A 20,293-nucleotide genomic window follows, 5' to 3' on the forward strand; every position below is an offset into this window, starting at 1 on the left:
GGGCCGGGAATTGTTTACGCTGCCCGGGGCGGTTCCCGGCTTCAGGCCACCCGGTCCTGGATGCGCGCCAGTCGCGCCACCAGTTGCTGGGCGTGGGAGGCCTCGTCGGCGGCGAACTGGGCGGCGATGACCCGGGTTTCCGGATCGCCGCAGTTGGTGGCGTAAGCCGCGTAGAACTTGTTCGCAGCGCGCTCGTTGACCAGCGCCAGCAGGATCGCCTCGCGCAGGCTCATGGACGGGGTCGCATCGCCGCTGGCCGTCGACTCTGGCGGCACGTCGCCCGCCCAGTCGAACTCGTCCTCGCTGTAATCCGGCAGTTGCATGCCCTCGGCCAGTTCCGCGACCTCGGCCAGGTGCAGGTTGGACTCCTCGGCCATACGGGCGAAAAAGTCCGCGACTTCGAAGTTTCCGGCGGACTTCAACTCACCCGCCAGTTGCAGGTAACAGCGCCGCGCCTCGCGTTCGAGCTCCACCGAATGGGCGAGGAAACGGGCCAGTTTCTCGTTTGCCATCTCTACCCTGCCTCTAATCCACAGAAAAAGTCAGGACATTCTGTACCAAAGCGCGCTGGCGGCCAAGCCCCCAGCACGAAATAAGAATAGTCTCAGAGACCCTCGACGATGATGGTGCGGTAGTCCGCCGCCTGCAGGCGCTTGGGCAGCGCGGCCTGGTAGGCAGGGCTGTTGTACCAGGCCTTGGCCTCCGCCACGGAGGGAAACTTCAGCACGATCACGCCCTCGGGGGCGTGGCCTTCCAGGGCCTCGGTCTTGCCGTAGACGGCCAGCGGGGTCAGGTCGAAGTCGCCGCGCGCCTCGCGGGTCATCTTCTGGTATTCGGCGTAGGAATCCGGATCGCGGATTTCACTTTCCTGGTAAACGATAACGTATGCGGTCATTGCCTGTTTCCTTGTCGTTGTCAGAGTGCGACGCACTCCCCTTTATACATAACAGTCAGCGGGTGGGCCATCGGTGAACAGCGCCCGGTTTGCCGCTGCGGCTCAGCCCCGGTCCCAGAGCCGCTTCGCCTCGGCGATGTAATCGATGTGCGCGTCGATATCCGCGCCCAGCCCTCGCCCGGCGGAAGGGATACAACCGCGCTGGCCGCCGGCATCCCGGAAGGTGCGCAGGTGATCCACGGCCTCCTGCGGGCTGCGTGAGAAGATCGCCAGCAGTTCGCGGCCGTAGCTCCCGACGTCGCGCCCCAGGTGTTCGAGGTGGTGGCGGACCCGGGCCCAGTGTTCCACCGCGGTCGCGCCGTCCGCGGCAAAGATAAAGCCGTCGCCGTAGGTCGCGCCGCGGACGAAGCCCGGCTCGGAATGCCCGCCCAGCCAGATCGGGATCTGGCGCCGCGGCAGGGGGTTGATGCCGCCGCGGTCGATGCGGTGATAGCGACCGGTGAAATCGATTACCGGTTCCGTCCACAGGCGCCGCAGCAACTCGATCTGCTCCTCCGCCCGGCGGCCGCGATTGCGGAACTCCATACCCAGCGCCTCGAATTCCACGTAGTTCCAGCCGATACCGACGCCGAGGCGCAGGCGCTCGCGGGAGAGCAGGTCCACATCGGCCGCCTGCTGGGCCACCAGCGCAGTCTGCCGCTGCGGCAGGCACAGCACCCCGGTGACGAAATCGAGGGTATCGCTCACGGCGGCGGCAAAGCTGAAAAATACGAAGGGGTCCTGGAAACTGTCCTTTTCCGTGTAGGGGCCGGTCAGCGGCGGCTCGCGCCCCTCCTGCGGAGTTTTCACCACGTGGTCGTAGGCCATCAGCGTGGTATAGCCGAGCGTTTCCGCGGCGCGGATAAACTTGCGGATGGCATCCGGATCACCGGGTACTTCGGTAGTGGGATAGGCGACGCCAAGCTGCATGGTGCGGGACTCCCTGGGGCCGGCTACTCGGGCCGGCTCTCCTTTTTTATTGGTACTGCTTTTTGCGAACGGTTTTACCCGCGCTACAGCGGGCGACCATCTTAGTGGCTGGCGGCGGCACTGTCACTGCCGGCGCGCAGGGCGCGACCCAGGGGCTGCCTGCCCAGCACCTCTGTGTATTCGCCGTTACGCCACACCGCTGCGCCGTTGATGAAGGTGTGGGTGACCACGCCATCGGAGCGGCTGACCATCTGCCGGTGCTCGAACAGCGGGCGGTAGACGAATTCGCGGCTGGCGTTGCAGTCCCAGTCCTGCAGGGCCTGCGGGTCGATCATCACAATGTCCGCCTGGGCGCCAATCTCCAGGCTGCCCACGTCCAGGCCGAAGAACGCCGCCGGTTCCCGGGTCAGGCGCCGGACCATCTGCGCGACGGTGCGCGGCGAGCGCTGCTGGGCCAGCTTCAGGGCGTTCAGGTTGCTGTCGAAGAAGGCCATGTTGGTGATATGGGCGCCGGAGTCGTTGAAGCCCGGCAGGGTGTGCCGGTGCAGCAGCAGGTCCAGGGTCCTGCCGGGGTCGGTGTTGGCCACGTCCACCCAGAAGCGGAAGGATTTGTCGTAGTGGCGCATCAGGTGCAGCATGAAACTGGCGTCGTCGCCCACCGGGCAGGGAAATGCCTCGAAAGCCTCGCGCTCGGCATCAGAACGGGCCTTGCCGCGCCCGCCATTCTGGAAATACTGCAGGCGCTGGTAGACCGCCTGCAGGGTTTCGCCCTCCCACTCCGGCAACGGCGCGCCGTCGAAATGCATCATCGCCAGTTCCCGCGGCACCAGGTTGTCCGGCAGGCCGAGCTTCGCCCGCAGGGTCGCGGCGTCGTAGCCGTTGCGGCCGTGGCTCCAGTCGCGGCGGAAATCATCGACAAATTCCGGATCGTTGAGCAGCGCCCGACGGCCCTCGGCGTCGGCGTACTCCCGGGCGATCAGGCGGCTGGTGGAGCCGAGTTCCTCGAACAGGGGGCTGACGATGCCGTCCGACCAGATGCGGAAGTTGGTGGCCAGCGCCTGGAAGTGGATGGCGCCGCGAAACAGCCGGCTGTTCATCAGCGCGGCGAAGCCCAGGAAGGCTTTATTGGCCCGCGGCGCCAGTACGAAGCGCACCGCGGACAGCGCCGAGGTCTTCAGGGGTTTGCCGAACAGGCGGCCGCTGGTCAGCAGGAAGAAGAAAAAGGCCTTGAGCCGGTTGTCCAGGATCGGCGTGGTCTGCCACACCCGGCCGCGCTCGCGCACCGGCTTCAGCAGCCGCTTGAGTTCCCCGAAACCGGCAAACTGGGTGGGGATACGCTTGTCCTTGTGGGGCTCGTTGGCCAGGTAGTGGAAGGGCAGGCCATCGGTGGAAAGGCCGAGATAGCCCTGCTCCATCGCCTGCGCCACCAGCCTTTCCATCTTCTGCAACTCGGCCTCGGTGGGTTCGCGGGAAATGCTCGCCTCCAGCCCCATCACCTCCACCCGCAGCATGGAATGCGGCAGGAAGGTCGCGACATTGGGCCCCAGTGGCAGTTTCGCGAAATGCTCCATGTACCCGCCGGTAGTGCTCCAGTGCAGCGCGTCGACACACTTTTCCAGCACCGGCTTGGGGATATTCTCCACCCGGGTAAAGCAGTCGACGATGGGGTCCTGGCCGTTGCTGCGCTGGGGCCCGAAACAGGTCCCGAGACTGCAGTTGCCCACCACCACGGTGGTGGTGCCGTGGCGCACCACCTCCGGCAGACCCGGTTCCAGGTCCACTTCCAGGTCGAGGTGGGTGTGGATGTCGAGCAGCCCGGGCATCAGCCACTGGCCACTGCCGTCGATCACCTCCGCCGCCATGGAGCGTGGCAGGAACATGCCCTTGGCGGCGATCCTGCCGTTCTTGATGGCGATGTCCATTTCCGCAGGGCGCTCCCCGCTGCCGTCGAAAACCAGCGTATTCTGGATCAGGGTATCCCAGGTTTTACGCGACAACTGCCCCTCCTTAAGACCTGTGGCCGGATGGTTTACCATTACTCAACGCACATATAGCAGAATCACGCAGCGCAGGACAGAGAGCGACCATGGGACCGATTCCCTTCGACAACAGTTACACCCGGCTTCCCGGCGCCTTCTACACCCGCCAGGAACCGACGCAGGTACACCGGCCGGGGGCAATCCGGGTCAACCACGCACTCGCCCGCCAGCTGGGTATCGACCCGGACTGGCTGGACTCCGCGGAGGGCATCGCCACGATCGCCGGCAACCACGTCCCGGAGGGCGCCGAGCCGCTGGCCGCGGTCTATGCCGGCCACCAGTTCGGCAGCTACAACCCGCAACTGGGGGACGGTCGCGCCCTGCTGCTCGGGGAGGTGCTCGACCGCAACGGGCAGCGCTTCGACATCCAGCTCAAGGGTTCCGGCCCCACCCCCTACTCCCGCGGCGGCGACGGCCGCTCGCCACTGGGCCCGGTGTTGCGCGAATATATTGTCAGCGAGGCGATGGCCGCGCTCGGCGTACCCACCACCCGGGCGCTGGCCGCGGTGAGCACCGGCGAGCCGGTGATCCGCGACCGGGCCCTGCCCGGCGCCGTGCTGGCGCGGGTGGCCTCCAGCCATATCCGCATCGGCACCTTCCAGTATTTCTCCGCGGTTGGCGACCACGCTTCGCTGCGCCTGTTGGTGGAGCACAGCCTCGCCCGCCACTACCCCGAATTTGCCGGGGCGGAAAGTCCCGCACTGGCGCTGCTGCAGTGCGTTGTCGACGCCCAGGCCGCGCTGGTGCCGCGCTGGCAGGCCCTGGGTTTTATCCACGGTGTGATGAACACAGACAACATGCTGGTCTGCGGCGAGACCATCGACTACGGCCCCTGCGCCTTCATCGACGACTTCCACGCCGACAAGGTATTCAGTTCCATCGACCGCGGCGGCCGCTACGCCTACCGCAACCAGCCGGGCATCGCCCAGTGGAACCTCGCCTGCCTCGCCCACGCCCTGCTGCCGGTCATCGACGCGGACCAGGACCGGGCGGTCGAGCTGGCCCAGGCGGCAGTGGATACCTACCCGGACAAATTCCTCGCCGCCCAGTCCCGCTGCATGGCGGACAAGCTGGGACTGGACAGGCTGGAAGGCGACGACAAGGCGCTGGTGGATGCCCTGTTCGCCAACCTCGACACCCACGGCACCGATTTCACCCTCGCCTTCCGCCGCCTCTATGAACTGGCCGGCGGCGAACCAGCGGTGGGCGAACTGTTCGAATTCCCCGCGGCTTTCGCGCCCTGGCTGGCACAGTGGCGCGCGCGCCTGGCCGCCGACAGCCTCACCCCGGAACAGCGCCTGGCGGTCATGCGCCGCGCCAACCCGGTGTTTATCCCGCGCAACCACCTGGTGGAAGCAGCGATCCGCGCCGCGGAGGACAGGGGCGACCTGCAACCCTTCCACGCGCTGGTGGAGCGCACCGCCCGGCCCTTCGATTTCGACCCGGATGACCGCCCCTACGCCACGCCCCCGCGCCCGGAGCAGGTTGTGGAGCGCACTTTTTGCGGCACCTGATGCATCGGCGCGGTTTGAACTGCAACATACTGGCGCTTTCCCCGCCACCGGCTAGGCTGTAAAGAAGCCGCAGGGGCGGCTTGCTTGCCAGACATAAACCACGGGGAGACTAAAATGCCGGGCTATTTTGAAATCAAGGCCGCCAAGGGCGGCAAATTCTTTTTCAACCTGGTCGCCACCAATGGCCAGACCATCCTGACCAGCCAGATGTACAAGAGCAAGAAAACCGCCAAGAGCGGTATCGCATCGGTGCAGAACAACTGCAAGGATGCCGAGCGCTACGAGAGCAAGAAGTCCAGCAATGGCAAAGCCTACTTCGTGCTGAAGGCGAAAAACCACCAGGTCATCGGCAAGAGCGAGATGTACGAGTCCGATGCCGCCTGCAAGGGCGGTATCAAGTCGGTGAAGAACAACGGCGCCACCACCAAACTCAAGGACGAGACCGCCAGCTGATTTCCGGCCTCGCGGCGCGGTCGTGCATCGCGCCGCGAGGCAGTATAATTGCCCCAGTTTCCCGCAGTTCAACCGACGAGCCCCGCTTTGAGCATACAATTCTTCAACAAGACCCTGTCCGGCCCTTTCACCATCCCGTCCGGCATCGTCAGTACCGCCGTACCGATCATCCAGTACATCTTCGACAACATGCCCGAGGTCGGTGTGCTCACCACCAAGAGCGTGGGCCTCGAGCCGCGCCTGGGCAACCGTGAGCCGGTCCTGAGCCAGTATGCCCCCGGCTGTTTCGTCAATGCGGTGGGCCTGACCAACCCCGGCGCCCACGCCGCCGCCGAAACCATGGCGCAGCTGCGCATCCCCGAGGACCGCTTCCTGCTGACCTCCATCTTCGGCGGCAGCGTGGCGGAGTTCGTGGCAGTAGCGAAGATTCTGGCGCCGGTCTCCGATGGCCTGGAGCTCAACCTGTCCTGCCCCCACGCCAAGGGCTACGGCATGGCCATGGGCCAGGACCCGGACATGGTGCGCGAGATTGTCGCCGCGGTGAAAGCGGTGGTGGACATCCCGGTAATTCCCAAGCTCACCCCCAACACGCCGGACATCGCCGTGATCGCCCGGGCCGCGGAAGCGGGCGGCGCCGACGGCTTCTGCGCCATCAACACGGTGGGCCCGGGTTATACCTCCGCCCACGGCCACCCGGTGCTCTCCAACGGCGCCGGCGGCATGTCCGGCAAGGGTGTGCTGCCGATCGGGCTCAAGTGCGTGCGCGAGATCCGCTCCGCCAGCGCGCTGCCGATTATCGGCTGCGGCGGCGCCTCCTCCGCCGATGACGTGCGCGCCTACATGGATGCGGGCTCGAACATCGTCGGTATCGGCTCCGCCCTGGTCGGCATGAGCACCGCCGAGATGGGCGACTATTTCCGCACCCTCGCCAACGATCTCGAGCGCGGCAGGAACCAGGCGGAGGAGCAGGTCTACTACGACGTGGACATGCGCTTCGAGCCGGTCACCCTGGTCAGCAACCAGCGGGTCTGCGAGGACATCGCCCTGCTGCGCTTCGACCGCAAGGTCAACGTCCAGCCCGGCGAGTTTTTCTTCCTGTGGATTCCCGGCCTCGGTGAAAAGCCCTTCTCCGCGCTCACCGACGACCCCTTCACCCTGGCCATCATCGACGTCGGCGAGTTCACCCACGCCCTGATGGCACTGCCGGAGGGCACCCAGTGCTACGTGCGCGGGCCCCACGGCATCCCGGTGGACCCGCCGGAGGACGCGCGCATCGTCGCGGTGGCCGGCGGTACGGGCCTGGCGGCGGTCTACCAGATCGCCCGGGATTTCGGCAACGCGACCATCTTCGCCGGCGCCCGCAGCGCCAATCGCCTGTACTTTGTCGACGAGTGCCGCAAGGTTGCCGACGTGCACGTCGCCACCGATGACGGCAGCGAAGGTTTCCACGGCGTGGTCACCGAATCGCTGCGCCAGTACCTGCAGGGCCTCAGCACCGGGGAACTGGACAAGCTGGTCTTCTATAACTGCGGCCCGGCGCCGATGGTGCGCGCGGCGGAAGCCGTGCAGCGGGAGTTCTGCCGCGAGGACCAGATCAACAGTTCCATCGACTACCTGACCAAGTGCGGCGTGGGGATTTGCGGCGCCTGTGCCGCCCCGGACGGACGCCGCCTCTGCGTCGACGGCCCCTTCCTGCCCGCCAGCGAAGCCTGACAGGTCCGGCACAAGGAGAAACAGCGTGGCTAAAGGCGTCTACAACGCCCCCTGGGAAAAAGCGTTCGACCGCATCCTGACCCCGCTGGAGGAGTTCATCCACCGCCAGACCACCAGCGGCGTGCTGCTGATGATCTGTGCGGTGGTCGCCCTGGTGATCGCCAACAGCCCCCTGCACGAGGGCTACCAGCACTTCCTGCACGAGGAAATCGCGATCCGCTTCGGACAGTACGAGTTCGCCCTGTCCATCCACCACTGGATCAACGAGGCCCTGATGGCCATGTTCTTCTTCGTGATGGGCCTGGAACTCAAGCGCGAACTGCTGGCGGGGGAACTCGCCTCGCTCAACCAGGCCCTGCTGCCGATCTTCGCCGCCGTCGGCGGCATGCTGGTCCCGGCGCTCGGCTACTACGCCTTCAACCCGACGGGCCCCGAGGCCAAGGGCTGGGGCGTCCCCATGGCGACGGACATCGCCTTCGCCATCGGCGCGCTGAGCCTGCTGGGATCGCGGATTCCCAAGAGCCTGATCACCTTCCTGATCGCCCTGGCCATCGTCGACGACCTCGGCGCGGTGGCGGTAATCGCCCTGTTCTACACCGCGCAGCTGGACCTGGTGGCGTTGCTCTACGCAGTCCTGCTCACCGGCGTCCTGGTGGCGCTCAACCTCGGCGGCGTGCGCCGGCCATCGCCCTACGCGCTGGTCGGCGCCATGCTCTGGACGGCCATGCTCGCCAGCGGCATCCACGCCACCATCGCCGGTATCGTGGTGGCCTTCGTGATACCCATCCGGCCCAAGTTCCATCCCGCCACCTTTATCGAAAAGGTCCAGGACAGCACCCGGGAGATGCAGAAATCGATCGCCTCGAGCCCGGACATCATCCACAACCACCGCCTGCGCGCCCTGGTCATGACCCTCGGCAACGGCGCCCGCCTCTCCCAGGCGCCGGCCCAGCGGATGGAACACTTCCTGCACCTGCCGGTGGCCTACCTGGTGATCCCGATCTTCGCCCTCGCCAACGCCGGCATCCCGGTGAACCTCGGCGAGATCGGCAGTGTGCTCACCAACCAGGTCACCCTCGGCGTGGTCTGCGGCCTGCTGCTGGGTAAGCCCCTGGGCATCGCCGCGTTTACCTGGCTGGCGTTGAAACTGGGGGTCGCCCGCCTGCCGGCGGACCTCAGTATGAGCCACGTGATCGGCGTGGGGCTGCTCGGCGGCATCGGCTTCACCATGTCCATCTTTATTGCCGATCTCGGCTTCGCCGGCCGGCCCGAGCTGTTGCTGGCCGCGAAAACCGGCATTCTGCTGGCCTCGGCGGTTGCCGGTGTCAGCGGCGTCGTCTGGTTACTGACGCGCACCCCCAGGCCCTGAAGCGGCCGGCCTTCGCTGGTTTATCGCCGGTCGGGTTTAACAGGCCGGGAAAAACTCGTTTCTCACCGCAGCTTGACTATAGTTGGTATGTCGCCGGCCACCCGCGCGCCGGCGGCTCGACTTTTACCCGCAAGGAGATACCAACATGGGCCTGTTTGATTTCATCAGGAACGCCGGCGTAGACGAAGACCTGGAAAAAGCCGTGGAAATAACCCCGGAACGCCTCAACCAGCTGCGCCAGGAATCCATCAGCAAGAAAATCGCCCAGCTCGACATCGACGGCGAACAGGTCAGCGTCGCCGTCGACGGCGAGGTCGCCACCCTGACCGGCAGCGCTCCCAGCCAGGAAGCGCTGGAGAAAATGGTGCTCTGCGCCGGCAACCAGCACGGCATCGCCAGCGTGGACTGCCAGCTCAGCGTGGATGCGCCCGCGGTAGCCGCCGAGGCAGCCAGCCCCGCCGCCAGTACGGAGGCCCGGTTCTACACCGTGCAGTCCGGGGACACCCTGGGCAAGATCGCCCAGCAGTTCTACGGCAGCGCCAGCAAGTACCCGCTGATTTTCGAGGCGAATACCCCGATGTTGAAGGACCCCGACCACATCTACCCGGGCCAGAGCCTGCGGATTCCGCCGGCCTGATCACCAATACCCGCCTGCGCGGGGTGGTCGGAACCATTCAACGGTTAAAACCTGCCACGTTAGTGGCGGGCTTTAACCCCTGCAATCAAGGAAAACACGGATCATGTGGCCAAATGACGTGCATGGCCAGTATGGCTACAACCGCAGCGTGTCAGACGCGCCAGCAAACTGTCCCCTGGTAATTCGATAGTCGCAAGCACACCCCACAGGACGGCGTTATTGGGCGTAATCGCTTCTTCCGCGACATTCAGGTTTCATATCAGCGTACGAATCAACTGCGGAGGTGTGCCGACATGCCTCGTACCCCAAAATTTTTTCGCCGGATTGACGAAGTCATTCTCGCGGCCATTTTCCTCTGCCTCTGCACCATCCTGACGGCGGTGGAAGTTTATTATGTAGACGCGAACCCTGAACCGTCGCTGAGCTTTGACCAGTGCGCCAATTGTGGACAATCGGGAAACCGGATGCCCCAGCACTCGAGATCGCTTCGGGTGCATACGATCGAGGGCCCGCGAATGGTGACCTTGTGGTAGCTGCCCGGCGCGCGACGAGAACGGCCGGACCAGGACTCCACCAGTCATCCTGTTCCGGTAGCTGCGAGCGTCCTGGATAGCGCGATACCTACGCGAAGCTACAGTTCAATTTGATGGGGATGCTCTCCCCGCTCATACGCTGCATTGCGCGAGAAGCAAGGCTACCTCTGTTTCCACAGGCCTCCTGCGACTAGAATGTCAGGCTGTGGACTGACCTCCACCGGGCAATTCCGCGCCGATGAGGCGGTTGCCCGACTGCCAGCATAAACAATAAGACGGAGTAGCAGCCATGCCGCAAGCCGATCCTCCCGCGCGCCTGCCACAGATACAGCCAGACGAATTCACCGATGAAACCCGCGCGTTCTTCGGCCAATGGAGCAACGACTTTTTCCGCGATGTGGACAAAAATCCGGTGTTGCTCACCTTCGCCCACCACCCCGCGCTGGCCAACGCCTTCTCGCCGCTGAACGTGCATGTCCTGACGGAGAATACACTGCCGGTAAGACAGCGCCAGATCGCCATCATGCGCACCGCGTGGATCTGCCAGTGCACCTATATGTGGTCGAGCCACCTCAACACCAGCCAGCGCTGCGGCCTGCCCACGGAGATTTTCGATCCGATCAAGCGCGGCGCGGACGACCCCTACTTCAGCGAGTTCGAACGCACCGTGATCCGGGCGGCCGAAGAACTGGTACAGGAAAGGAACATCAGCGAAGGCAACTGGGAACTGCTCGCCAGCCAGTGGAGCAAGCAGCAACTACTGGATTTCATGTTTACCGTCGGTTGCTACGCAATGGTGGCAGGTGTGATGAACAGCGCGGGCGTCGAACGCAACCCGGATTTGCTCGCGCTGGCCGAGGAATTCGGACAACCCTGACCGGGGCCCCTGTACTACGCTGTTTTCTCCAGGTCGCGCAATCGCAGCAGTTCCGTTGCGCCAATCAGGGGCACCAGGACCAGTAACATCATCAGGGTGGGGGCGATCATCTGGATCGCGGACAGCTGGGAAAACTCCTCGTAGACCTGCGCTACGGAGCGATCGTGAAACCAGCCGACGATGATTTCCTCCAGTATCTTGAACACGATCAATAGCAGCAACATGGCCAGGCTCTTCCACGCGATACGCCAGGCTATCGGGTGTGCGTCACCCCGCCGGCCGATCGACAGGGCCTCGCCGATCAGGATGAACTTGCCCATCACCAGGGCCTTCACCAGGGCCAGGCCCACGGAAATCTCCTCTATCCCGGCGCTCCCCTGCTGCGACACACCGTACAACATGACCACGAAAAAACACACAAACAGGTACGCGCTGATAATGGCGAAGCGGTACAGTTCTTCTTTCAGGCGAGATGAAACCGATTTTCCCGTACTTCCCATTATGTCGCTCCACAGTTTTCCAGGTGGAAAATGCTGAATCAGTGCCTGCCAGCCCTGCTGCCTGCGAGGTCGACGAAGAATCCGCTCCCAGGGCACTGAGGCCTTAAAGCCAGAAGTATAATTCGCCGCGTGCGGACCTGCGCAGGGTTTCGGATTGATCTTGATCAACGAAGCACCAGATTATCGCACCCCGGATCACTTTATTCCCCGGGCTGTCGTACAAGAGTCTGGCGGGAGAGCGCCGTTACTGGTAAATAAAACAACTGGCGGTACGATTGATCGACCTATCCTGGAGCTGCTTCCAATGATGAAACCTCTGATGCTATTCACCGCAGTCACCCTGATCGCCAGCAATGCATCTTTTGCAGAGGATTCCCCCCCCGCCAGTCACGACCTGGCGGCCCGGCACACCTTCCTGCTCGGTGCAGCACACCAGGAGGCGAATGCCGATATCAGGGCCAGTGTGGCCCATTTACCGGAGCACACCGTCAACCTGGACGACCTCGGTGTCGACGAAAGTTATTACTCCTGGTACGCGGAGTACCGCTATAACTTTGCCAGGCACTGGGGCCTGGTTATCGCCGCGGATGCCTTCAATGGCGACGGCAATGTAAGGAGCGACTCGGAATTCAACTACGGGGGATCGATTATCCCGGTGGACGCAGCGCTGAAAACCGACTTCAGCGTGAACACCCTGTTTGTCGATCTCATGTATACCGTCTACAACTCCGCGGCCACCGAAGTCTCGCTCGGGGCGGGGATACACATGCTCGATTTCGAGACCAGCCTGCGCGCCCGGATCGAAACAGACAACAACCAGTTCGACAGCAAAAAGGCCAACGAGGACCTGCTGGCGCCGCTACCCAATATTCGCGGGCAGTGGATCCAGCGCCTCGGGGACAAATGGACCTTTTTCGTGACTGCCGGCTGGATGAGCGCCAATGTCGACGAATGGGACGGCAGTTTTGTCTATGCCCACCCGCGGGTGCACTACCGCTTCAGCAAGCATTTCGGCGCGGCGCTCGGCTACCAGTTTACCGATGTCGATGTCACCCACGAGGGCAAGCGGGTAGAGACCGAGTTCGACGTCGAACTCAAGGGACCGACGCTCACCCTGAGCTACCAGCTGTAGCCTGACAGCAAGCTCTCCCCGGGGCCACCACGAACCAGTGGCCCCCGGCGGCGGGGCAGCCTTGATTACCCTGATCGTGCACAACTCAACCGGCCTTCAGATCCTTCAAACGCCATAACAATTGACCTCTTCACGGTGCAACAACAATGGAGAAAGATGCTATTGAGGGTTCCACAGCGGGGTCAAAGGCCCACCGGGGGACAATTTGAAGGAAATTGAAAAACAGCAAATCCCGGGAGCCGCAGGAGAAGTCGCAGCGTTCTCGCGAGATTGTGCTATCAGTTAAAGTGAACCTGAGACCTTCGAATGCACGATTCAGGAGAACGCCTAATGCCTCGGGAAATTTTCATCGCCTTGACCAACGCGGTACCCGGGAAGGATGAGGCCTTTAACCAGTGGTACGACAACTGCCATCTTGCAGATGTCCTGGACTGTCCGGGTATCGTTTCAGTGCAGCGCTTCGATGTCAGGGATTTCCGCGGAAATCGCGCAAAACACCAGTACGCAGCGGTATACGAGGTGGACCACCCCGATCCAGTGGCTGCCGTGGAGGAGGTATTCCGCCGCTTCAGTGAAGGCGAGATGACGCAGACCGACGCGATGGCCGATGACTTTGTCGCCCTGCTCTGCACACCACGGGATGGAGCAATCTGCCGGTAGGGAGCCACTCCCTGGAGAAAGCAGGGCTTCGGCGCTGGCGCACCTCGTTGCAGCAAGCTCGCGCTTGCTGTCGAACGGCCAGTTCTCAACCGGGGGCCGGCCCAAACAAAAAACCCCCGCCTGGCGGCGAGGGTTTTGTGTTTGGTAGGACTACCCAGATTCGAACTGGGGACCTCTACCATGTCAAGGTAGCGCTCTAACCAACTGAGCTATAGTCCTGTAATGAGGCCGGCGATTATATAGACGACCGCGGCAATGCTCAACACCTTCTGGAGAGAAATTCCTTGGTCGATCGGCAGGACTGGCAGGCGCTCGCATCGGCGGTATCCGCGGCAACCGGGCGCCGGTTCCGGGCTGAGGATGCCCGCGCCGTCGGCGGCGGCTGTATCAGCAGCGCATACCGCGTGGAGGGCGACGGGGCATGCTACTTCGTCAAGACCGGCCCGCTGGCGCGGCGCGGGATGTTCGAGGCTGAACTGGAGGGGCTGGAGGCCATCCGCGCCAGCCGGACCCTGGCGGTACCCCGCCCCCTCATGGCTGGCGCCAGCGGCGATACCGCCTGGCTGGTGCTGGAATTCCTCGTACTGGGAGGATCCGCCGGCACTGCCGGCGCGCAGTTGGGAGAGGGGCTGGCAGCGCTGCATGCGCAGGCCGGGGAGTCCTTCGGCTGGGCGCGGGACAATTTCATCGGCGCCACACCCCAGCCCAACCAGGCTTCAGACAACTGGGTCGCATTCCTCGGAGAGCAGCGGCTCGGCTTCCAGCTCGACCTGGCCGCCCGCAACGCTGCTCCCGCCCGGTTGGAAACGCAGGGGCGCCTGCTGATCGAAGCACTCCCGGCCTTCTTCACCGACTACCAGCCCCACCCCGCCCTGCTCCACGGTGACCTGTGGGGTGGCAACTGGGGTGTGCTGGCATCGGGAGAGCCCGTGGTCTTCGATCCGGCGGTCTATCGCGGCGACCGCGAAGCGGATATCGCCATGACCGAACTGTTCGGCGGCTTCGGCGCGGACTTCCACATCGCCTATCGTCACCACCTGCCGCTGGATGCCGGCTACAGCACGCGCCGGGACCTCTACAACCTCTACCACCTGCTCAATCACTTCAACCTGTTCGGTGGCGGCTACGCCCGGCAGGCACTGGCGGTAACAGAACGCCTGCTGGCCGAACTGGGCTAGCTCAGCGCAACATGCGGGTCGGGAAGCTGGCCAGGCATTCGGCCAGTACGGCATCCGCCTCCGCCGATTTTTGCTGGTGGCGCAGCAGGTTGATTTCCAGCTGGCAGGCAGTCTTTTGCCAGGGTTCCTGCTGCCTGGCCTTCTGCGCGTATTCCAGTGATTTGGCGGCGTCGTTCCTGCGGGCGTAGCCCATTGCCGCGCTCAGGTCCCGATCGGCCGATGGCGGCGAGGGCAGCAGGCGCGGCGGCAGCGATCGGTCAGACCTTACCAGCAGCCAGGATACGGCATCCTGGTACAGCAGCCGCCACTTGCCGCTGCCCACCAGTGCCTGCAACATGCCCTGCCCGTTGCGCTGGGTACTCGGCCAGAGGATAAAGTCCGCCCCGGTGGCTTCGATCGCCTGCATCCAGCCGGGACGGTTGTTGAGAATGCCCACGTACTGGAGATAGGTCTCCGCCGAGTACAGGGTATCCGCCCGGCCGTCGATGAATACCTTGAGCTCGCCGTCGGTGCGCAGGTGCAGGTAGCCGCCCCAGTTGTACAGCGCGAACACATTGCCCTTGAAATGATTGGCCTGCATAAAGCTCACGGTATCCGCCGGGTAGCTGTACTCCGCCGTCAGGTAATGGAAGGCCGGCGCCGCCTGCACCGGGTAGGGCAGGACGCGCCAGGCAGCGAACAGCAGCACCAGCACCGCCACGCCGAATGCCGCCGCCCGGTGGCGCAGCTGGTTACAGACCAGCGCGGCCAGCGGTGCCAGCATCACCGCCAGGGAAATCCCGAAAATGGGGATAAAACGCCGGCTGGTCAGCGCCATGGCCAGGGTCAGTGCGGTCAGTACCAGTCCTTCCCAGGGCACCCCGGTCCGCCGGCGCACCTGCGGCAACAGGTAAAACAGCGCCAGTGCCGGCGCCCACATGAAATAGAAGAATAGGGGCGCGCGAATCCCGCCCGGGCGGAAGGGCGAGTGCCACTCGCCCAGTTCCCGGAAGGGCGAGCTGCTGTCGAAGGCGTAGATCAGCGGGTAGAGGAAGGTTTTCAGCCCCGAGGGATTCAGCGAGGCCGCGGCCACGCAGATCAGGCAGGTAAGCACCGCGGAACGCAGGCGCGGCAGGCTGAAATCACGCCAGGGGAAGACCAGCACCGACAGCGCCATCAGCCCGAAGAAGAAGCCCCCGTGCAGGTTGACCCATACCAGGAACAAAAGCGCGAGCACCCAGCGGCGCGGCTCCCGGCCCAACAGCAGGCACAACAGCAGGGCGTAACACAACAGGCTGTAGAGGTGCGGGCGCACGTCGATAAACGGGGCGCCCAGGGCCACAGCAATAGCCGCACAGAGTAGCGCGGCAAAGGGATTGCCGTTTTCACGCAACAGGGTCCACTGCAACATGAGGTAGGTGGCGATCACCACCAGCCACTTCCAGTACACCAGCGCATCCATGCCGAACACGGCGGCCCAGCTGTGGAAAATGACATCGGAGAACCACTCGTGGTTCAGCCAGTCGTGGCCGTGTGCGGAATAGGACCAGTCGTCGACCATCCACGGTGTGCCGGTCTGGAACAGTTCGCGTCCTGCGGCGAGGTGCCACCACAGGTCCGAGCCCATCATCTCTGTGTAGCCGAAGGACAGGTAGAGCACAACGCCGGCGACAAACAGCAGGATACGCAACCCGCTGATTGAGGTATCGGCAAACAGGCTCGCCGGGGACTTCTGGGGGTCAGGCAAAATCAGGTTTCCTCACGGTCGCCGCGGGGCCGGTGGTAGGCCTTGGTGAAATACAGTGTCCGCTGCTTGCTTTCGTTATAGGTCCGCGCCAGGTACTCGCCGATAATACCCAGGCAGATCAGCTGCACCCCGCCGAGGAACAGCACGATGATGATCAGGGAGGGATAACCGGGTACCGGGTTGCCAAACAACAGGGTACGCACCAGCAGGAACAGGCCGTAAAGCAGGGACAGGGTCGACGTCACCAAGCCGAGGTAAGTGGCCATTTTCAGCGGCGCGGCGGAAAACGAGGTGATGCCTTCGAGGGCGAAATTCCACAGGCGCCAGTAGTTCCAGCTGGTCTTTCCCGCGGCTCGAGCCTCGCGGTCATAGAGGATGGCCTTTTGCGGGAAGCCCACCCAGGCATACAACCCCTTCATGTAGCGGTGCCGTTCCGGCAGGGAACGCAGGGCGTCTACCGCGCGCCTGCTGAGCAGGCGAAAATCCCCCACGTCGCGGGGTATCTCCATATCGCTCAGTCGATTCAGGACACGGTAAAAGCCGTGTGCCGTAATACGCTTGAGGGCTGAATCGCCGCGCCGTTCCCGGCGCTGGCCATAGACCATGTCGTAGCCCTCACGCCAGGCGGCGATGAACTCGGGGATCAGCTCCGGCGGATCCTGCAGGTCTGAGTCGACAAGGATGATGGCATCGCCCCCCGCGTGATCCAGGCCCGCGGACAGGGCCACTTCCTTGCCAAAGTTGCGGCTCAGCTCGATCACGCCCACGCGCTCGTCCTGTTGCCGCAGTGACTCGAGAATGGCGAGGCACTCGCCCTCGCTGCCGTCATCCACATACAGAATCCGGAAATCGGCGTCACAGCCCGCCAGCACCGCGCTCAGGCGTCGATGAAAATGTTCCAGTACAGCGGTCTCGTTATAGACCGGCACTACTACTGTCAGCAACTGCGCCACAGCGCCTCCTCAAACCCTGAATACCCAGCTGTTGGCCAGGGTAAAATTCCAGCTTACCACCACCAGCAGCGCCACCCCCTGGGCCAGCAGGTAATTCCAGTGCAGCTGGTGAACACCGCAATACATGATCCCGGCATTGATCAGGCAGCCACAGGCGACCATCACCAGGAAGCGGCGCAACGCGCGACCGTGGGGGGCCGCCTGCTGCCCTTCCGGCGCGGAGAACGTCCAGTGGTAATGCATTGCGTAGTTGAAACACACCGCCACGACAAAACCGATACTGCTCGCCAGCGTACTACCGATCCCCAACAGCGCGACGCCTGTCAGCAACACGCCGTAGTGCAGCACCGCGGTAAGCACACCTACCACACCGAAACGCAATCCACGTGCGAACATCCCCTTGCTAATGCCGGACACGGAATATCCTCAGGTCGCCGACGAAAAGCTGGAAGTTGCCGTAGGCGGCCCGGTGCAGCAGCAGTTCAGGCATGAAATGCGGCAGCTCGAAGGCCTGGACTTCCTCCAGCAGGGGGTTTTCACCGGCCAGCGCGCGGCGGTAAAACAGGGCGTGTGCCGGCGTGGTTTTCACCAGTCGCTCCAGCACGTCGGTGCGCGGGCCGTTGAGTTCATTGGCAAAGGCGGTGTCGTACCAGTTCTCGCTGAGAATCACGTAGTCCGCCTGGCGCAGGCTGGCGGCATCCCCCGCGGCGTATTCCGGGCGGAACAGGGCGACCCGGGTTCCGGGCGGCGGATTGACGTAATAGCTGAAATAGGCAGTGGCCGCAGGCCTGGCGGCAAACCAGGGGCGTAATTCACGCCGCGGATCGTTGTGGTAATCACTGACCATGTCCCAGGCCAGCAGGGCCGACCAGCCGAGCACCGCGAGTGCCAACCAGGGCCGCCGCAGCCAGCCGGAGGACGCCGCGCCGGCGGCGATGACAATGGCCGCCCCCGGCAGCAGCGGCAGGTAGTGCCGGTAATAGGTCACCGGTGCGAGGAAGGCCATGAACAGCGCAAAACCGGCCACCGGTAGCAGGACCAGCCAGAGCCGCGTATTGTCCTGCTCCCTGTACAGATAGCGGCAGCCCGCGAAGAGCAACAGGCAGGCGGGGATGCCGAGCCCCACCAGCAGCACCGCGGGCAGGTTGACCAGGTTGCGCAACCACTTGTTGGCGCCGATATCCGCATAACCGCTGCCGAAGGCGGTACCCTCAATACCCATGGTGTAGGTGTGCACCAGCCCGACCCGCGTCAGCAGCAACCACAGCAACGCGGGCAGCAGCAGCCACCAAACGACCAGCGGGACACGCAGCCGGTTCCAGGGCACTACCAGGGCATAGGCCGCGAGCGGAGCAAACCACCAGTTGGGGGAAAAATCCTGGTTCGAAAGCGCCGCCATCCACACCGCCACGGCCAGCACCAGCAGGACGATCCGCAGGTCGCCCCAGCCCTCGCGCAGGACCGTCCAGCAACGCGGCGGCAAAAACGGCAGGTAGGCAAACAGCGCAAAGGCCCAGAACTTGGTCCACACCGCCGCCACCAGCAGCGGAATACTGCACGCCAACGTCACAGCGGAACGCCGCCGCAGAGCCCAGGCGACACAGGCGAGCAACGCGTAGATAAAGAAAGTGGAAGGCGCATCCACCGTCCCCGACTGGGACTGGCTGATATGAAATCCCGAGACTGCCACCAGGCCGGCGGCGAACCAGGCGGCCCCCGGATGGGCCGGCATCAACTGCAGTGTCAGCAGCGCTACAGCCACCGCCGTCAGGGCACCGAGCACAGCGGAGTGCACCCGCGCCACGCGGATATGCTGGGGGCTGTGGCAGTAGGCTTTCACCGCACTCGCGTTGCCGCGCACCCCCTCCGGTGGCGGGTATCCGAGCAGCGAGGTGATCGCGATGGTCTGGTAGCCGGTCAGGGGGCTATAGGTGAAACCGTCGAGCGCCGCGCGGCAGGAACCGCCTTCATCGAAATTGACCAGGGTGAAACTGCCCGGCCGGTCCCAGTTCCAGCCCAGGGTTACAGCGGAGTAAAGGCGCGGCACCAACGCGAGCAGGAACAGTCCGGCCAGCAAAATGCACCTGTGCGTGTTCAACAATCGCCCCGGGGCCCCCTGCATGTCCTTGCGCTTCCCTGTTCTTGTGGCGCACAGTATCAGGGGATGCGCCAAGGAAATAAACCCCGCAACCGCCGAACTCACAGTTGGAGAAGCCTTGATGAAAGTTTTTACCCGTCTGCTGGCCGCCGCAGGCCTCGCCACCGGACTGCTGCACAGTTCCCTGGCAGTCACCCAGGAGTTGACGCTGGACAATGTCATCGCCGCCCGCAGCGCCGAAGACCGCGCGCGGGATGTCTATCGCCACCCAGCAGAAACACTTGAGTTCTTCCAGGTAGCGCCGGGGATGACCGTGGCCGAGGTACTTCCCAGCGGCGGTTGGTATACACGAATTCTTGCACCCTACCTGGGGTCGGACGCCACGCTCTATGGCATCAATTACGCCCCGCGCATGTGGCCCATGTTCCAGCGCGGCGAAGTCTGGGAGCGCGAGCGCCTCGCCGCCACCAAGGCGTTTGCCGGTGATGTCGCCAGCTACACCGACAACGGCATCAAGGCCAAGGGCTTCAGCTTTGCCGACATTCCCCCGGGCATCGCCGACAGCGTGGACCGGGTGCTGGTCATCCGCGCCCTGCACAACCTGAACCGCTTTGAAGAACAGGCCGGCACCCTCACCCAGGCGCTGGCGTCGATCCGCGCGATGCTCAAAGCCGATGGCCTGGTCGGCGTAGTCCAGCACCGCCTGCCGGAGTCCGCACCGGAGCCGGGCAGTGACGGCAGCCGCGGTTACCTGAAACCCTCCACGGTTATCGCGGCCTTTAACGCGGCCGGATTTACCCTGGTAGGCAGCAGCGAAATCAACGCCAATCCCAAGGACCAGCCCGGCCCCGAAGATGTGGTCTGGCGCCTGCCACCGAGCTATGCAGGCAGTGAAGACGACCCCCAGCGCCGCGCTGCAATGGACGCCATCGGCGAATCGGACCGCATGACCATGCTGTTCCGCAAAGCCGACTGACCCACCCGTCCGGGCCCTTCATGAAATAACCATTGGTTATGATGTGAAATAATAAAATATCATACGGTAAT

The 20,293-nt window shown here is 63.9% G+C and carries 19 protein-coding genes and 1 tRNA gene; 10 read left to right on the forward strand and 10 right to left on the reverse strand.

Annotation, left to right across the window (positions count from 1 at the left end; all coding sequences use genetic code 11):
* Nucleotides 1–41: 41 nt before the first annotated feature.
* The 4 genes from ACNKU3_RS16925 to ACNKU3_RS16940 all read right to left on the reverse strand — a co-directional run bounded on the left by ACNKU3_RS16925 (nt 42) and on the right by ACNKU3_RS16940 (nt 3,861).
* Entirely contained in the window at nt 42–512 is a 471-nt protein-coding gene (locus ACNKU3_RS16925; protein ID WP_418260732.1) for a ferritin-like domain-containing protein, read from the reverse strand.
* Between the two features lie 92 nt (nt 513–604).
* Nucleotides 605–895: a DUF1330 domain-containing protein gene (locus tag ACNKU3_RS16930; RefSeq protein WP_418260733.1), complete on the reverse strand. Its 291-nt coding sequence runs from the start codon at nt 893–895 to the stop codon at nt 605–607.
* Between the two features lie 102 nt (nt 896–997).
* Nucleotides 998–1,864 (reverse strand): LLM class F420-dependent oxidoreductase, encoded by an 867-nt coding sequence (locus ACNKU3_RS16935; RefSeq protein ID WP_418260734.1) that lies wholly within the window; start codon nt 1,862–1,864, stop codon nt 998–1,000.
* Nucleotides 1,865–1,965: 101 nt separating this feature from the next.
* On the reverse strand, nt 1,966–3,861 hold the full coding sequence (locus tag ACNKU3_RS16940; RefSeq protein WP_418260735.1) for an N-acyl-D-amino-acid deacylase family protein: 1,896 nt from the start codon (nt 3,859–3,861) through the stop codon (nt 1,966–1,968).
* 89 nt (nt 3,862–3,950) lie between these two features.
* Between ACNKU3_RS16940 and ACNKU3_RS16945 the strand changes: the two genes are divergently transcribed.
* The 6 genes from ACNKU3_RS16945 to ACNKU3_RS16970 all read left to right on the forward strand — a co-directional run bounded on the left by ACNKU3_RS16945 (nt 3,951) and on the right by ACNKU3_RS16970 (nt 10,999).
* A complete protein-coding gene (locus ACNKU3_RS16945; RefSeq protein ID WP_418260736.1) occupies nt 3,951–5,417 on the forward strand; it encodes a protein adenylyltransferase SelO in 1,467 nt (488 codons plus the stop codon).
* Nucleotides 5,418–5,531: 114 nt separating this feature from the next.
* Nucleotides 5,532–5,870 carry a YegP family protein gene (locus tag ACNKU3_RS16950; protein ID WP_418260737.1) on the forward strand — a complete coding sequence of 113 codons (339 nt, stop codon included), beginning with the start codon at nt 5,532–5,534 and terminating at the stop codon, nt 5,868–5,870.
* A gap of 87 nt (nt 5,871–5,957) precedes the next feature.
* The gene (locus tag ACNKU3_RS16955; protein WP_418260738.1) at nt 5,958–7,583 is read left to right on the forward strand and encodes a tRNA-dihydrouridine synthase; all 1,626 of its coding nucleotides are present in this window, start codon (nt 5,958–5,960) and stop codon (nt 7,581–7,583) included.
* Nucleotides 7,584–7,608: 25 nt separating this feature from the next.
* Entirely contained in the window at nt 7,609–8,952 is a 1,344-nt protein-coding gene (gene nhaA / locus ACNKU3_RS16960) for a Na+/H+ antiporter NhaA (RefSeq protein ID WP_418260739.1), read from the forward strand.
* 145 nt (nt 8,953–9,097) lie between these two features.
* Nucleotides 9,098–9,589, forward strand: a complete 492-nt coding sequence (gene lysM / locus ACNKU3_RS16965; RefSeq protein WP_418260740.1) for a peptidoglycan-binding protein LysM — start codon at nt 9,098–9,100, stop codon at nt 9,587–9,589.
* 822 nt (nt 9,590–10,411) lie between these two features.
* Complete coding sequence (locus tag ACNKU3_RS16970; RefSeq protein WP_418260741.1) at nt 10,412–10,999, forward strand: carboxymuconolactone decarboxylase family protein; 588 nt, start codon at nt 10,412–10,414, stop codon at nt 10,997–10,999.
* Between the two features lie 14 nt (nt 11,000–11,013).
* Here ACNKU3_RS16970 and ACNKU3_RS16975 read toward each other — a convergent pair whose 3' ends face one another.
* Nucleotides 11,014–11,499, reverse strand: coding sequence for a hypothetical protein (locus ACNKU3_RS16975; protein WP_418260742.1), 486 nt, complete (start codon nt 11,497–11,499; stop codon nt 11,014–11,016).
* Nucleotides 11,500–11,803: 304 nt separating this feature from the next.
* On the opposite strand from ACNKU3_RS16975, the gene ACNKU3_RS16980 reads away from it, so the two are divergent.
* Together ACNKU3_RS16980 and ACNKU3_RS16985 are read left to right on the forward strand one after the other, a co-directional pair.
* Entirely contained in the window at nt 11,804–12,631 is an 828-nt protein-coding gene (locus ACNKU3_RS16980; protein ID WP_418260743.1) for a hypothetical protein, read from the forward strand.
* Nucleotides 12,632–12,961: 330 nt separating this feature from the next.
* Complete coding sequence (locus ACNKU3_RS16985) at nt 12,962–13,291, forward strand: hypothetical protein (RefSeq protein ID WP_418260744.1); 330 nt, start codon at nt 12,962–12,964, stop codon at nt 13,289–13,291.
* 142 nt (nt 13,292–13,433) lie between these two features.
* On the opposite strand, the gene ACNKU3_RS16990 is transcribed toward ACNKU3_RS16985, so the two are convergent.
* Nucleotides 13,434–13,510 (reverse strand) — tRNA-Val (locus ACNKU3_RS16990).
* A 65-nt stretch (nt 13,511–13,575) separates the two neighbouring features.
* On the opposite strand from ACNKU3_RS16990, the gene ACNKU3_RS16995 reads away from it, so the two are divergent.
* A complete protein-coding gene (locus ACNKU3_RS16995; protein WP_418260745.1) occupies nt 13,576–14,469 on the forward strand; it encodes a fructosamine kinase family protein in 894 nt (297 codons plus the stop codon).
* Between the two features lies 1 nt (nt 14,470).
* Here the strand turns inward: ACNKU3_RS16995 and ACNKU3_RS17000 are convergent, their stop codons facing one another.
* The 4 genes from ACNKU3_RS17000 to ACNKU3_RS17015 are packed head-to-tail and all read right to left on the reverse strand — an operon-like array spanning nt 14,471 to nt 19,246.
* Nucleotides 14,471–16,195: a hypothetical protein gene (locus ACNKU3_RS17000; protein ID WP_418260746.1), complete on the reverse strand. Its 1,725-nt coding sequence runs from the start codon at nt 16,193–16,195 to the stop codon at nt 14,471–14,473.
* Nucleotides 16,196–16,197: 2 nt separating this feature from the next.
* A complete protein-coding gene (locus ACNKU3_RS17005; protein WP_418260747.1) occupies nt 16,198–17,148 on the reverse strand; it encodes a glycosyltransferase family 2 protein in 951 nt (316 codons plus the stop codon).
* A gap of 9 nt (nt 17,149–17,157) precedes the next feature.
* On the reverse strand, nt 17,158–17,565 hold the full coding sequence (locus ACNKU3_RS17010) for a GtrA family protein (protein ID WP_418260748.1): 408 nt from the start codon (nt 17,563–17,565) through the stop codon (nt 17,158–17,160).
* Nucleotides 17,552–19,246, reverse strand: a complete 1,695-nt coding sequence (locus tag ACNKU3_RS17015) for a hypothetical protein (protein ID WP_418260749.1) — start codon at nt 19,244–19,246, stop codon at nt 17,552–17,554. The genes ACNKU3_RS17010 and ACNKU3_RS17015 overlap by 14 nt, the downstream gene beginning before the upstream one ends.
* A gap of 121 nt (nt 19,247–19,367) precedes the next feature.
* Between ACNKU3_RS17015 and ACNKU3_RS17020 the strand changes: the two genes are divergently transcribed.
* Complete coding sequence (locus ACNKU3_RS17020) at nt 19,368–20,222, forward strand: class I SAM-dependent methyltransferase (protein ID WP_418260750.1); 855 nt, start codon at nt 19,368–19,370, stop codon at nt 20,220–20,222.
* The last annotated feature ends 71 nt before the right edge of the window (nt 20,223–20,293 follow it).

It is taken from the genome of Haliea sp. E17 (assembly GCF_048323675.1).
Classification (GTDB): domain Bacteria; phylum Pseudomonadota; class Gammaproteobacteria; order Pseudomonadales; family Halieaceae; genus Mangrovimicrobium.

Bases quoted from the DNA above. Each gene is read 5' to 3' on its own strand.
- ACNKU3_RS16925 (WP_418260732.1), bottom strand. From the start codon at position 512: ATGGCAAACGAGAAACTGGCCCGTTTCCTCGCCCATTCGGTGGAGCTC.
- ACNKU3_RS16930 (WP_418260733.1), bottom strand. From the start codon at position 895: ATGACCGCATACGTTATCGTTTACCAGGAAAGTGAAATCCGCGATCCG.
- ACNKU3_RS16935 (WP_418260734.1), bottom strand. From the start codon at position 1,864: ATGCAGCTTGGCGTCGCCTATCCCACTACCGAAGTACCCGGTGATCCG.
- ACNKU3_RS16945 (WP_418260736.1), top strand. From the start codon at position 3,951: ATGGGACCGATTCCCTTCGACAACAGTTACACCCGGCTTCCCGGCGCC.
- ACNKU3_RS16950 (WP_418260737.1), top strand. From the start codon at position 5,532: ATGCCGGGCTATTTTGAAATCAAGGCCGCCAAGGGCGGCAAATTCTTT.
- lysM (WP_418260740.1), top strand. From the start codon at position 9,098: ATGGGCCTGTTTGATTTCATCAGGAACGCCGGCGTAGACGAAGACCTG.
- ACNKU3_RS16970 (WP_418260741.1), top strand. From the start codon at position 10,412: ATGCCGCAAGCCGATCCTCCCGCGCGCCTGCCACAGATACAGCCAGAC.
- ACNKU3_RS16975 (WP_418260742.1), bottom strand. From the start codon at position 11,499: ATGGGAAGTACGGGAAAATCGGTTTCATCTCGCCTGAAAGAAGAACTG.
- ACNKU3_RS16980 (WP_418260743.1), top strand. From the start codon at position 11,804: ATGATGAAACCTCTGATGCTATTCACCGCAGTCACCCTGATCGCCAGC.
- ACNKU3_RS16985 (WP_418260744.1), top strand. From the start codon at position 12,962: ATGCCTCGGGAAATTTTCATCGCCTTGACCAACGCGGTACCCGGGAAG.
- ACNKU3_RS17020 (WP_418260750.1), top strand. From the start codon at position 19,368: ATGAAAGTTTTTACCCGTCTGCTGGCCGCCGCAGGCCTCGCCACCGGA.